This is a genomic window from Mesorhizobium sp. IMUNJ 23033, from assembly GCF_044778005.1.
Classification (GTDB): Bacteria; Pseudomonadota; Alphaproteobacteria; order Rhizobiales; family Rhizobiaceae; genus Mesorhizobium; species Mesorhizobium amorphae_A.
In genome coordinates, this window is record NZ_JBJACT010000002.1 from 237,219 (window position 1) to 250,448 (window position 13,230).

The following is a 13,230-nucleotide window of genomic DNA, read 5'->3' on the forward strand; positions in this document are numbered from 1 at the left end:
ACTCACTACTGACTCTTCGCCAGAGGCGCCAGAATGGCTGAAACCTCCGTCCGCAATTTTAACATCAACTTTGGCCCTCAACACCCTGCAGCGCATGGTGTTTTGAGGTTGGTGCTTGAGTTGGACGGCGAGGTCGTCGATCGCGTCGATCCGCATATCGGGCTCTTGCATCGCGGCACGGAAAAGCTGATCGAGCACAAGACCTACCTGCAGGCGGTGCCTTACCTCGACCGGCTCGATTATTGCGCGCCAATGAACCAGGAGCATGCCTTCGCGCTTGCCGCCGAGCGGCTGCTCGGCATCGAGGTGCCGAAGCGCGGCCAGCTGATCCGCGTGCTCTATTCCGAGATCGGCCGCATCATGTCGCACATCCTCAATGTGACGACGCAGGCGCTGGACGTCGGTGCGCTGACGCCGCCGCTATGGGGCTTCGTCGAGCGCGAAAAGCTGATGGTGTTCTACGAGCGCGCCTCCGGTTCGCGCATGCACGCGGCCTATTTCCGCCCCGGCGGCGTGCACCAGGACCTGCCGCAGAAGCTGATCGAGGACATCGGCAAGTGGATCGATCCGTTCCTGACGTCGCTCGACGATCTCGATGCGCTGCTCACCGGCAACCGCATCTTCAAGCAGCGCAATGTCGACATCGGCACGGTCTCGCTGGCCGATGCCTGGGCCTGGGGTTTTTCCGGCGTCATGGTGCGCGGCTCGGGTGCTGCCTGGGACCTGCGCAAATCGCAGCCCTATGAATGCTATTCCGAAATGGATTTCGACATCCCGATCGGCAAGAACGGCGACTGTTTCGACCGCTACCTCGTGCGCATGGAAGAGATGCGCCAGTCGGCGAAGATCATGCGCCAGTGCGTCGATCTGCTGCTCGGCAAGGAGGGCACCGGGCCGGTGTCGAACCTCGACGGCAAGGTGGTGCCGCCGAAGCGCCAGGCGATGAAGCGCTCGATGGAAGCGCTGATCCATCACTTCAAGCTCTACACCGAGGGCTACCGCGTGCCGGCCGGCGAGGTCTACGCCGCCGTCGAAGCGCCGAAGGGCGAATTCGGCGTCTATTTGGTCTCGGACGGCACCAACAAGCCCTACCGCTGCAAGCTGCGCGCGCCCGGCTTCGCACATCTGCAAGCCATGGACTTTTTGTGCCGCGGCCACATGCTGGCCGACGTCACTGCCGTGTTGGGTTCACTCGATATCGTGTTTGGTGAGGTTGATCGCTAAATGTCAGTCCGCCGTCTCGCAGAAGCCAGCGTCCAACCAGCGTCCTTCGCCTTCAACCGGGCGAATGCGGCGGCGGCCAAGCAATGGATCAAGAAATATCCGAAGGGCCGCGAACAGTCGGCGATCATCCCGCTGCTGATGCTGGCGCAGGAGCAGGAAGGCTGGGTGACCAAATCGGCGATCGAGACGATCTCCGACATGCTAGGCATGCCCTACATCCGGGGCCTTGAAGTCGCGACTTTCTACACGCAGTACCAGCTCAATCCGGTCGGCACGCGCGCGCACATCCAGGTTTGCGGCACCACGCCCTGCATGCTGCGCGGCTCGGAAGCGTTGATGGATGTCTGCCGCTCGAAAATCCATCACGACCAGTTCCACACCAACGACAAGGGCACTTTGTCGTGGGAGGAGGTCGAATGCCTCGGCGCCTGCGTCAACGCGCCGATGGTGATGATCTTCAAGGATACGTTCGAGGATTTGACGCCTGAGCGGCTGGCCGAGATCATCGATCTCTACGGCGCCGGCAAGGGCGCCTCGGTGACGCCAGGGCCGCAGAATGGCCGCACCACGTCGGAGCCGATCACCGGCCTGACCACGCTGACCAGCGAAAAGGCGATCCTCAAGTCGACGCGCGACAAGGAAGCCAAGGCCGCGACAAAGGCCGCCAAGGCGGCGCCGGATGCGATCGTCGCCGAGCCCGTGCCGGCGCCGGCTACCCCCGTCGCGCCGTCGAAGGCCAGCAAGCCGAAGACCGACGCGCCTGAAACCAGCCCGGCGTTGCAATCGCCTTCGCCGGTCAAGGTTGCGCCTGCCGTAGAAAAGGCTGCGAGCGTTGCCGCCCCGCTGCATTCGGCCGCCAACGCCAACAAGGCGGCACCCGAGGTCGAGAAGGTTTCGAAACAGCGCAGCGGTCCGAAGAACAAAGCTGAGCCGGCGGCTGCCTTCAAGGCGCCGGAAGCCAAAGTGCCGGTGGCGAAAGCAGACACTGGTTCAAAGACGGGCAAACCGTTGCTCGACGACAAGAACCGCCCCGCCGGCATCGCCAAGCCTGCGCTGGTCGACGATCTCAAGCTGATTTCCGGTGTCGGCCCGAAGATCGAAGGCACCCTGCACGAATTGGGCATCTTCACCTTCGCGCAGGTCGCTTCCTGGAAGAAGGCCGAGCGCGAATGGGTGGACGGCTATCTCTCCTTCCACGGCCGCATCGAGCGCGACGACTGGGTCAAGCAGGCCAAGGCGCTCGCCAAGGGCGGGGTCGACGAATACATCCGCGTCTTCGGCAAGAAACCGGTCTGAGGGACGAACAATGCTTCAGGACAATGACCGCATCTTCAACAACATCTACGGCCGCTTCGACAAGTCGCTGGCGGGCGCAATTTCGCGTGGCGCCTGGGACAACACGCCCGGCATCATCGCCAAGGGGCGCGATTGGATCGTCAACGAGATGAAGGCGTCGGGCCTGCGCGGCCGCGGCGGCGCCGGCTTCCCGACCGGCCTGAAATGGTCGTTCATGCCCAAGCAGAGCGACGGCCGGCCGAGCTACCTCGTCGTCAATGCCGACGAATCCGAGCCCGGCACCTGCAAGGACCGCGACATACTGCGCCACGACCCGCACACGCTGGTCGAGGGCTGCCTGATCGCCGGCTTTGCCATGGGCGCAATCGCCGCCTACATCTATGTGCGCGGCGAGTTCATCCGCGAGCGCGAGGCGCTGCAGCGCGCCATCGACGAGGCCTACGAGGCCAAGCTGATCGGCAAGAACAACACGTCCGGCTACGACTTCGACATCTACATGCATCACGGCGCCGGCGCCTATATCTGCGGCGAGGAGACGGCGCTGCTCGAAAGCCTCGAGGGCAAGAAGGGCCAGCCCCGGCTGAAGCCGCCATTCCCGGCCAATGTCGGCCTCTATGGCTGCCCGACCACGGTCAACAATGTCGAGTCCATCGCGGTTGCGCCGACCATTTTGCGCCGCGGTGCGGCCTGGTTCTCGTCCTTCGGCCGGCCCAACAATGTCGGCACCAAGCTGTTCTGCATCTCCGGCCACGTCAACAATCCGTGCACCGTCGAAGAGGCGATGTCGATCCCGTTCCGCGAGCTGATCGAGACGCATTGCGGCGGCATCCGCGGCGGCTGGGACAATCTGCTTGCGGTCATTCCGGGTGGCGCTTCGGTGCCGCTGGTGCCGGCCGAGCAGATCATCGACACGCCGATGGATTTCGACGCTCTGCGCGACCTGAAGTCGGGCCTCGGTACCGCGGCTGTCATCGTCATGGACAAATCGACCGATATCGTGAAGGCGATCGCCAGGCTCTCGTATTTCTACAAACACGAGAGCTGCGGCCAGTGCACGCCGTGCCGCGAAGGCACCGGCTGGATGTGGCGGGTGATGGAACGGCTGGTGCGCGGCGAGGCGCAGAAGCGCGAGATCGACATGCTGCTCGACGTCACCAAGCAGGTCGAGGGACACACGATCTGCGCGCTGGGCGATGCGGCGGCATGGCCGATCCAGGGTCTGATGCGGCATTTCCGCGGCGAGGTGGAGCAGCGCATCGACGAGTTTTCGCGCAACGCGCACCGGGCGGAGCCGGTGATGGTGGCTGCGGAATAGAAATTGAAATGCGGGCGTAAGCCCGAGACGAGGATACCGGGCGGGGCATACGAAGAAACGACCAGGAGACGACCGATGGCGCCGTATTCGATACCCTACCCAATGATGCCCGACGTGGACCAGTTCGAGAAGATGAACCAGGACTTGACCAGGATGATGCCGAAGGAGATGGCAAGCGCCGTCAATCTCTTCGCGCATCCTGTCGCGAGCGCTGCGGCAATGTCGGCGCTCGGCTTCGGCTTCGCCAACCACGCCCTTGGCGTCTGGCTCGGCGCGCTCTCCGGCGCGGCCGAGGCTTCGCAGCGGCTGTTCCAGCCGATCGTCGATGATTTCGAGGCAAGAAGCGAAGAGTTTGCGGACGCCGCAGAAAGCGCATCCAAGGCACGCAAGGCGACCAAGACGCTGATAGCCGAGGCGCAGACCTTCGCCAGGGATGTGACCGACATTGCCGCCAACACCGTCGAGAAGGCGCAGGACACTGCTAGCGCCGACACGGTGGCAGGCAATGCGGCAACCGGGTTGATGCCTGAGGATTTCAGGCAGCCCAAAGCCATGGAGCGGCCGGCGAAACCGTCCGATCTCAAGGCGATATCGGGCATCGGTCCGAAGCTGGAGAAGGTTCTGAACGGCCTGGGCGTCTGGACCCATGCACAGATCGCGGCCTGGACGCCCGAAGAGATCGCCTGGGTCGAGGACTATCTATCGTTGGCGGGCCGCATCGGCCGTGACGACTGGACCCGCCAGGCGGCTGCACTTGTGCTGGCCGCCAAGGCCAAGAGGCAGGGGTAGGGCATGGAGGTCCACGACAAGCGTGACGTTCTCGATGTTCGCAATGCCACCAATTCGAGCTTCGATGACGTGAACATGTCGAACACGCAGTTCCACAACGTCAACCTGTCGGCGGCCAGGATCCAGCGCACCAACCTGACCAACGCAAAGGTGGAAGACGCAAATCTCTCGAATACGTTTTTCACCAATGTGAACATGAGCAACGTGAAGATAGAAAACGCAGAAGTCGCCGGCATGATGATCAATGGCATCAGCCTTGGCGACCTCATCCAGGCATATGAGACGGCGAAGACCGCCGGGGGCAATTGATGGCAAAGCTCAAGGTCGACGGGAAAGAGATCACTGTACCCGACCACTACACGCTGCTGCAGGCGGCCGAGGATGCGGGCGCGGAAGTGCCGCGCTTTTGCTTCCATGAGCGGCTGTCGATCGCCGGCAACTGCCGCATGTGCCTGATCGAGGTGAAGGGCGGCCCGCCCAAGCCGCAGGCCTCCTGCGCCATGGGCGTGCGCGACCTGCGCCCCGGTCCGAACGGCGAGGCGCCGGAAATCTTCACCAACACGCCGATGGTCAAGAAGGCCAGGGAAGGCGTGATGGAGTTCCTGCTGATCAACCATCCGCTCGATTGCCCGATCTGCGACCAGGGCGGCGAGTGCGACCTGCAGGACCAGGCGATGGCCTTCGGCGTCGATTCCTCGCGCTATCACGAGAACAAGCGCGCCGTCGAAGACAAGTATATCGGGCCGCTGGTCAAGACGGTGATGAACCGCTGCATCCACTGCACGCGCTGCGTCCGCTTCACCACCGAGGTCGCCGGCATTTCCGAGCTCGGCCTGATCGGCCGTGGCGAGGATGCCGAGATCACCACCTATCTCGAAAGCGCCATGACCTCGGAACTGCAGGGCAATGTCATCGATCTCTGCCCGGTCGGCGCGCTGACCTCGAAGCCCTTTGCGTTCCAGGCGCGGCCGTGGGAACTGACCAAGACCGAATCCATCGACGTCATGGATGCCGTCGGTTCGGCGATCCGCGTCGACAGCCGCGGCCGCGAAGTGATGCGCATCCTGCCGCGCGTCAACGAGGCGGTGAACGAGGAGTGGATTTCCGACAAGACCCGCTTCATCTGGGACGGCCTGCGCACGCAGCGCCTCGACCGCCCCTATGTGCGCAAAGACGGGAAGCTGGCACCGGCAAGCTGGGCGGAAGCCTTCGCCGCGATCAAGGAGCAGGTGTCGAAGACCGCGCCGGAGAAGATCGGCGCCATTGCCGGCGATCTCGCCGCGGTCGAGGAGATGTACGCGCTCAAGCTTTTGATGGCCGCGCTCGGCTCGAAGAATACCGACTGCCGCCAGGATGGTGCAGCCCTCGATCCATCGCTCGGACGTGCCAGCTACATCTTCAACCCGACCATCGAGGGCATCGAGCAGGCCGACGCGGTGCTGATCATCGGCGCCAATCCGCGCTTCGAGGCCTCGGTGCTCAACGCCCGCATCCGCAAGCGCTGGCGCATCGGCAATCTGCCGGTCGGCGTCATCGGCGAGGTCGGCGACACGCGCTATGAGTATGAGCAGCTGGGTGCAGGTCCGGAATCGCTGAAGGACCTCGCCGACGGCAATGGCAAGTTCTTCGAGGTGCTGAAGAAGGCGACGCATCCGCTGATCATTGTCGGGCAGGGCGCTCTGGCGCGCGCCGATGGTGCGGCCGTTCTCGGACAGGCGGCGAAGCTGGCGGCCGCCGTCAATGCCGCCCGGGCCGACTGGAACGGCTTCGCCGTGCTGCACAACGCGGCAGGCCGCGTCGGTGGCCTCGATCTCGGCTTTGTACCGAGCGAGGGCGGCAAGAACGTCGTCGGCATGCTTGGCGGCACGGATCTCCTGTTCCTGCTCGGCGCCGACGAGATCGACATGGGCAAGACCGGCGGCGCCTTCGTCGTCTATATCGGCACCCATGGCGACCATGGCGCGCATCGCGCCAACGTCATCCTGCCGGCGGCCGCCTACACCGAAAAGTCGGGCACTTACGTCAACACCGAAGGCCGGGTGCAGCAGACCAACCGTGCCGGCTTCGCACCGGGCGATGCGCGCGAAGACTGGGCGATCCTGCGGGCGCTTTCGGATGTTCTGGGCAAGAAGCTGCCCTTCGATTCCCTGCCGCAACTGCGCGCCAAGCTTTACGGCGAATATCCGCATCTTGCCCGCATCGACCATGTCGCGGCCGGCAATGCCGACGACATCGCCAAGGTGGCGAAGCTCGGCGGGCGGCTGAACAAGGGCAGCTTCACCTCGCCGGTGAAGGATTTCTACCTGACCAACCCGATCGCGCGGGCCTCTGCCGTGATGGCGGAATGCTCGGCGCTGGCCAAGAGCGGCTTCAAGCAGGCGGCGGAATAAGCATGGACACGTTCTTCTCCATCTATGTACTGCCGGCGCTGATCATCCTCTTGAAGTCGGTCGTGCTGATCGTCGTGCTGCTGATCGCGGTCGCTTATCTGCTTTATGCCGACCGCAAGATCTGGGCTGCGGTGCAGCTGCGCCGCGGCCCGAACGTCGTCGGCCCCTGGGGCACGCTGCAGGCCTTCGCCGACCTGCTGAAATTCGTGTTCAAGGAACCGGTGATCCCGTCCGGCGCCAACAAGGGCGTGTTCCTGCTGGCGCCGCTGGTGTCGGCGGTGCTGGCGATCTCGGCCTGGGCCGTCATCCCGGTTAACCAGGGCTGGGCGATTGCCAACGTCAATGTCGGCATCCTTTATGTCTTCGCCATCTCCTCGCTCGAGGTCTATGGCGTGATCATGGGCGGCTGGGCGTCGAATTCGAAATATCCGTTCCTCGGCGCGTTGCGCTCGGCGGCGCAGATGGTGTCCTACGAAGTCTCGATCGGCTTCGTCATCGTCACTGTGCTGCTCTGCGTCGGCTCGCTCAATCTGTCGGACATCGTGCTGTCGCAGCAGGATGGGCTGGGCACGCGGGTTGGCCTGCCCAACACTTTCCTCGACTGGCACTGGCTGTCGCTGTTCCCGATGTTCGTCGTCTTCTTCATTTCGGCGCTGGCTGAGACGAACCGCCCGCCTTTCGACCTCGTCGAGGCCGAATCGGAACTGGTCGCCGGCCACATGGTCGAATATTCCTCGACGCCGTTCCTGCTGTTCTTCCTCGGCGAATATGTCGCCGTCGTCTTGATGTGCGCCTTGGCCACCATCCTGTTCCTCGGCGGCTGGCTGCCGCCCTTCGACTTCGCGCCCTTCACCTGGGTGCCGGGGCTGATCTGGTTCGTGCTCAAGGTCTGTCTGATGTTCTTCATGTTCTCCATGGTGAAGGCCTTCGTGCCGCGCTACCGCTACGACCAGTTGATGCGGCTGGGCTGGAAGGTCTTCTTGCCGATCTCGCTGGCGATGGTGGTGATCGTCGCTGCCTTCCTCAAGATCACGGGGTTTGCGTGATGTCTGCTCTTTCCCAGGCTGCAAAATCGCTGCTGCTGCAGGATTTCGTCAGCGCCTTCTTCCTGTCGATGCGCCAGTTCTTCGCGCCGAAGGAGACGATCAACTATCCGCATGAGAAGGGGCCGATCAGCCCGCGCTTCCGCGGCGAGCACGCGCTGCGCCGTTATCCCAACGGCGAGGAACGCTGCATCGCCTGCAAATTGTGCGAGGCGATCTGCCCGGCGCAGGCGATCACCATCGAGGCCGGGCCGCGCCGCAATGACGGCACGCGGCGCACCGTGCGCTACGATATCGACATGGTGAAGTGCATCTATTGCGGCTTCTGCCAGGAAGCCTGCCCGGTCGACGCCATCGTCGAGGGGCCGAATTTCGAGTTCGCGACGGAGACGCGCGAGGAGCTCTACTACGACAAGGACAGGCTGCTGGCGAATGGCGATCGCTGGGAGCGCGAACTGGCGCGCAACATCGCGCTGGACTCGCCCTATCGCTGACATTTGACGCATGGACGGGGCGAGGGGCCTCGTCCAGAGGATGATCCCGAAAAGTTGCAGACTTTTCGGACGAGATCATCCTCCGGAATGAAAGAGTGGCGCATGTTTCTTTCGATCGGGTCTTTCAACCCGATCGGAACATGCGCTAGGACAACGCGGCTTCGGCGCCGGAGGCGGAACGAAGCCAGAGAGAACGAAACAGGACGAACGTCCTGTTTCGGACAGGAACCCGGGGGAACCCATGCTGAGTGGACTAGAGGCGGCCTTTTTCTACCTCTTCGCCTTTGTCGCCGTGGCATCGGCGTTCATGGTCATTTCGTCGCGCAACCCCGTGCATTCGGTGCTGTTCCTGATCCTGACCTTCTTCAATGCCGCCGGCCTGTTCATGCTGACCGGGGCCGAGTTCCTGGCGATGATCCTGCTCGTCGTCTATGTCGGCGCGGTCATGGTGCTGTTCCTGTTCGTCGTCATGATGCTCGATGTCGACTTCGCCGAGATGAAGGAAGGCGCCCTGCAATATGCGCCGATCGGTGCGCTGGTCGGGCTGATCCTGGCGGCGGAGTTGATCGTCGTGCTCGGTGGCTACACTTTCGCGCCGCAACTGGCGGCGACGGTGTCAAAACCCATTCCGGACCTCGCCACGCGCTCGAACACGGCGGCATTGGGCGACATCCTCTATACGGACTACCTCTACTACTTCCAGATCGCCGGCCTCGTGCTCCTGGTCGCCATGATCGGCGCCATCGTCTTGACGCTGCGCCACAAGCCGGGTGTCAAGCGGCAGTCGATCGCAGCCCAGGTCGGCCGCACGCCGGCGACGGGCATGGAAATCCGCAAGGTCAAATCGGGCGAGGGCATCTGAGATGGTCGTCGGCATCGCACATTACCTCACCGTATCGGCGATCCTGTTCACGCTCGGCGTGTTCGGCATCTTCCTCAACCGCCGCAACATCATCGTCATCCTGATGTCGATCGAACTGATCCTGCTCGCGGTCAACATCAATTTCGTCGCCTTTTCGGCGGCGCTCGGCGATCTGGTCGGCCAGGTGTTCGCGCTGTTCGTGCTGACAGTCGCTGCCGCCGAAGCGGCCATCGGTCTCGCCATTCTTGTCGTCTTCTTCCGCAACCGCGGCTCGATCGCGGTCGAAGACGTGAACATGATGAAGGGTTGACGGAAACCACCATGTACCAGGCCATCGTCTTCCTTCCGCTGCTCGGCTTCCTGATTGTCGGTCTGTTCGGCAATTCGCTCGGCGCCAAGGCCTCCGAATACATCACCTCCGGTTTCCTGGTGATCTCGGCGGTGCTGTCGTGGGTCGCCTTCTTCTCGGTCGGTTTCAGCGAGGGCGAGGTGTTCACCGTGCCGGTGCTGCGCTGGATCCAGTCGGGCGGGCTCGACGCCGCATGGGCGCTCAGGATCGACACGCTGACGGTGGTGATGCTGGTCGTCGTCAACACGGTGTCGGCGCTGGTCCACATCTACTCGATCGGCTACATGCACCACGACCCGAACCGGCCGCGCTTCTTTGCCTATCTGTCGCTGTTCACCTTCGCCATGCTGATGCTGGTGACGGCGGACAATCTGGCGCAGATGTTCTTCGGCTGGGAAGGCGTGGGTCTCGCGTCCTATCTGCTGATCGGCTTCTGGTACAAGAAGCCGTCGGCCAACGCCGCGGCGATCAAGGCCTTCGTCGTCAACCGCGTCGGCGATTTCGGCTTCGCGCTCGGCATCTTCGGCGTCTTCGTGCTGTTCGGCTCGGTCAATCTCGGCACCATCTTCGCCAATGCGGCGACATTCGTTCCGGCCGAGGGCGCCGAGCACGGTGCGGCCGTGCTCACCTTCCTCGGCTATGCGCTCGACAAGCACTCGGCGATGACCGTTGTCTGCCTGCTCCTGTTCATGGGCGCCATGGGCAAGTCTGCGCAGGTGCCGCTGCACACCTGGCTGCCGGACGCCATGGAAGGCCCGACACCGGTTTCCGCGCTGATCCATGCCGCGACGATGGTGACCGCCGGCGTGTTCATGCTGGCCAGGCTGTCGCCGCTGTTCGAGCTGTCGCATACGGCGCTGACGGTGGTGACCTTCATCGGCGCCTTCACCGCCTTCTTCGCGGCAACGGTCGGCCTCGTCCAGAACGACATCAAGCGCGTCATCGCCTATTCGACCTGCTCGCAGCTTGGCTACATGTTCGTGGCGCTCGGCGTCGGCGCCTATAGCGCGGCGATCTTCCATCTGTTCACGCACGCCTTCTTCAAGGCGCTGCTGTTCCTCGGCTCGGGCTCGGTCATCCATGCCGTCTCCGACGAGCAGGATATGCGCAAGATGGGCGGCTTGAGGACACTCATTCCAAAGACCTACTGGATGATGGTGATCGGCACGCTGGCGCTGACCGGCGTCGGCATTCCGGTGACCGTCATCGGCACCGCCGGCTTCTTCTCCAAGGACGCCATCATCGAAAGCGCCTTTGCCGGCCACAACATGTTTGCCCCCACCGCCTTCGTCCTGCTGGTCATCGCCGCCTGCTTCACCTCGTTCTATTCCTGGCGGCTGATCTTCATGACTTTCCATGGCGAGCCGCGCGCCAGTCACGAGGTGATGCACCATGTCCATGAATCGCCGCCGGTGATGCTGGTACCGCTGTTCATCCTGGCGGCGGGAGCGCTGTTTGCCGGCATCATCTTCCATGGCGCCTTCATCGGCGAGGGCTATGCAGAGTTCTGGAAGGCGTCGCTGTTCACGCTACCTGACAACCATATCCTGCACGATATCCACGAACTGCCGCTGTGGGTCGAACTGGCGCCGTTCGTCGCCATGCTCATCGGCTTTGGCATCGCCTGGAAGTTCTATATCCGCTCGCCGGAATTGCCCCGGAGCGTCGCCGCCAACCATCGCCTGCTCTACGCCTTCCTGCTCAACAAGTGGTATTTCGACGAGCTCTACGACGTGCTGTTCGTGCGGCCGGCAAAGGCTCTCGGCAGGTTCCTGTGGAAGACCGGCGACGGCACGATCATCGACGGTCTCGGGCCTGACGGTGTTTCGGCACGCGTCGTCGACGTCACCAACCGCGTCGTCAAGCTGCAGACCGGCTACCTCTATCACTATGCCTTCGCCATGCTGATCGGCGTTGCCGCACTCGTCACCTGGATGATGCTCTGATGACCGCCGTGCCAATCCTCTCGCTGGTCACCTTCCTGCCGCTGGTAGGTGTGCTGCTCATCCTGTTCATCAACGATGATAGCGAGAACGCCCGCCGCAACATCCGCGCCATCGCGCTGTGGACGACGAGCATCACCTTCATCGTCTCGCTGTTCATCTGGACCGGCTTCGACAATTCGCAGGCCGGTTTCCAGTTCGTCGAGAAATTCGCCTGGCTGGATTCCGGCATCTCCTACCATCTGGGCGTCGACGGCATCTCGATGCTGTTCGTCATCCTGACCACCTTCCTGATGCCGCTCTGCATCCTGGCGTCGTGGGAATCGATCGAGAAGCGCGTCAAGGCCTACATGATCGCCTTCCTGCTGTTGGAGACGCTGATGATCGGCGTGTTCTGCGCGCTCGACATCGTGCTGTTCTACGTCTTCTTCGAGGCCGGCCTTATCCCGATGTTCATCATCATCGGCGTGTGGGGCGGCAAGCGGCGCGTCTATGCCTCGTTCAAGTTCTTCCTCTATACGCTGGCCGGCTCGGTGCTGATGCTGCTCGCCATCATGGCGATGTTCTTCCAGTCCGGCACCACCGACATCCCGACGCTCTTGACGCATAACTTCCCGGCCAGCATGCAGACTTGGCTATGGCTCGCCTTCTTCGCCTCCTTCGCGGTGAAGATGCCGATGTGGCCGGTGCACACCTGGCTGCCCGACGCGCATGTCGAGGCGCCGACGGCGGGCTCGGTCATCCTGGCCGCCATCCTCCTGAAGATGGGCGGGTACGGCTTCCTGCGTTTCTCGCTGCCGATGTTCCCGCTGGCGTCCGAAATGTTCGCGCCGCTGGTGTTCACGCTGTCGGTCGTCGCCATCATCTACACCTCGCTGGTGGCGCTGATGCAGGAGGACATGAAGAAGCTGATCGCCTATTCCTCGGTCGCCCATATGGGCTTCGTTACCATGGGCATCTTCGCGATGAACCAGGAAGGCGTGCAGGGCGCGATCTTCCAGATGCTATCGCACGGCCTCGTCTCCGGCGCGCTGTTCCTGTGCGTCGGCGTCATCTACGACCGCATGCACACGCGCGACATCGACGCCTATGGCGGCTTGGTCAACAACATGCCGAAATACGCCACCGTGTTCATGGTCTTCACCATGGCCAATGTCGGCCTGCCCGGCACCAGCGGCTTCGTCGGCGAGTTCCTGACCATGCTCGGCGTGTTCCGGGCCAACACATGGGTGGCGTTCTTCGCCGCCACCGGCGTCGTCCTGTCGGCCGCCTACGCGCTCTGGCTCTATCGCCGGGTGATCTTCGGTGCGCTGACCAAGGAGAGCCTGAAGGGCCTGCTGGACCTGTCGCCACGCGAGAAGGCGATCATCTACCCGCTGGTCGTGCTGGTCATCTTCTTCGGCGTCTATCCCGCACCGGTCTTCGACGCGACGGCTGAATCGGTCAAGGCGCTCGTCACCAATGTCACTGCATCCATCGGCTCCGCGCAGACCGCGGCGGCGAATTAACCCAAGGGTTTTGCGAA

The 13,230-nt window shown here is 63.1% G+C and carries 12 protein-coding genes; all 12 read left to right on the top strand.

Features of this window, described 5'->3' with window-relative positions; translation table 11 throughout:
- Window positions 1–33: 33 nt before the first annotated feature.
- The gene (locus tag ACFX5Q_RS04440; RefSeq protein ID WP_404275697.1) at window positions 34–1,224 is read left to right on the top strand and encodes an NADH-quinone oxidoreductase subunit D; all 1,191 of its coding nucleotides are present in this window, start codon (window positions 34–36) and stop codon (window positions 1,222–1,224) included.
- Entirely contained in the window at window positions 1,225–2,520 is a 1,296-nt protein-coding gene (locus ACFX5Q_RS04445) for an NADH-quinone oxidoreductase subunit E (RefSeq protein WP_404275699.1), read from the top strand.
- A 10-nt stretch (window positions 2,521–2,530) separates the two neighbouring features.
- On the top strand, window positions 2,531–3,835 hold the full coding sequence (gene nuoF, locus ACFX5Q_RS04450) for an NADH-quinone oxidoreductase subunit NuoF (RefSeq protein ID WP_404275700.1): 1,305 nt from the start codon (window positions 2,531–2,533) through the stop codon (window positions 3,833–3,835).
- Window positions 3,836–3,910: 75 nt separating this feature from the next.
- Window positions 3,911–4,624 carry an NADH-ubiquinone dehydrogenase gene (locus ACFX5Q_RS04455; RefSeq protein ID WP_404275702.1) on the top strand — a complete coding sequence of 238 codons (714 nt, stop codon included), beginning with the start codon at window positions 3,911–3,913 and terminating at the stop codon, window positions 4,622–4,624.
- Window positions 4,625–4,627: 3 nt separating this feature from the next.
- Window positions 4,628–4,933, top strand: a complete 306-nt coding sequence (locus ACFX5Q_RS04460; protein ID WP_404275704.1) for a pentapeptide repeat-containing protein — start codon at window positions 4,628–4,630, stop codon at window positions 4,931–4,933.
- Window positions 4,933–7,014, top strand: coding sequence for an NADH-quinone oxidoreductase subunit NuoG (gene nuoG / locus ACFX5Q_RS04465; protein ID WP_404275706.1), 2,082 nt, complete (start codon window positions 4,933–4,935; stop codon window positions 7,012–7,014). The genes ACFX5Q_RS04460 and nuoG overlap by 1 nt, the downstream gene beginning before the upstream one ends.
- Window positions 7,015–7,016: 2 nt before the next feature.
- Window positions 7,017–8,060 (top strand): NADH-quinone oxidoreductase subunit NuoH, encoded by a 1,044-nt coding sequence (gene nuoH, locus ACFX5Q_RS04470; protein ID WP_404275708.1) that lies wholly within the window; start codon window positions 7,017–7,019, stop codon window positions 8,058–8,060.
- The gene (nuoI, locus tag ACFX5Q_RS04475) at window positions 8,060–8,551 is read left to right on the top strand and encodes an NADH-quinone oxidoreductase subunit NuoI (protein ID WP_006203240.1); all 492 of its coding nucleotides are present in this window, start codon (window positions 8,060–8,062) and stop codon (window positions 8,549–8,551) included. The genes nuoH and nuoI overlap by 1 nt, the downstream gene beginning before the upstream one ends.
- Window positions 8,552–8,792: 241 nt before the next feature.
- A complete protein-coding gene (locus tag ACFX5Q_RS04480) occupies window positions 8,793–9,413 on the top strand; it encodes an NADH-quinone oxidoreductase subunit J (RefSeq protein ID WP_192180967.1) in 621 nt (206 codons plus the stop codon).
- 1 nt (window position 9,414) lies between these two features.
- Window positions 9,415–9,723: an NADH-quinone oxidoreductase subunit NuoK gene (gene nuoK / locus ACFX5Q_RS04485; RefSeq protein WP_023798863.1), complete on the top strand. Its 309-nt coding sequence runs from the start codon at window positions 9,415–9,417 to the stop codon at window positions 9,721–9,723.
- A gap of 11 nt (window positions 9,724–9,734) precedes the next feature.
- Window positions 9,735–11,708, top strand: coding sequence for an NADH-quinone oxidoreductase subunit L (gene nuoL / locus ACFX5Q_RS04490; protein WP_404275713.1), 1,974 nt, complete (start codon window positions 9,735–9,737; stop codon window positions 11,706–11,708).
- Window positions 11,708–13,213 carry an NADH-quinone oxidoreductase subunit M gene (locus tag ACFX5Q_RS04495; RefSeq protein ID WP_404275715.1) on the top strand — a complete coding sequence of 502 codons (1,506 nt, stop codon included), beginning with the start codon at window positions 11,708–11,710 and terminating at the stop codon, window positions 13,211–13,213. Before nuoL ends, ACFX5Q_RS04495 begins: the two co-directional genes overlap by 1 nt.
- Window positions 13,214–13,230 lie beyond the last annotated feature (17 nt).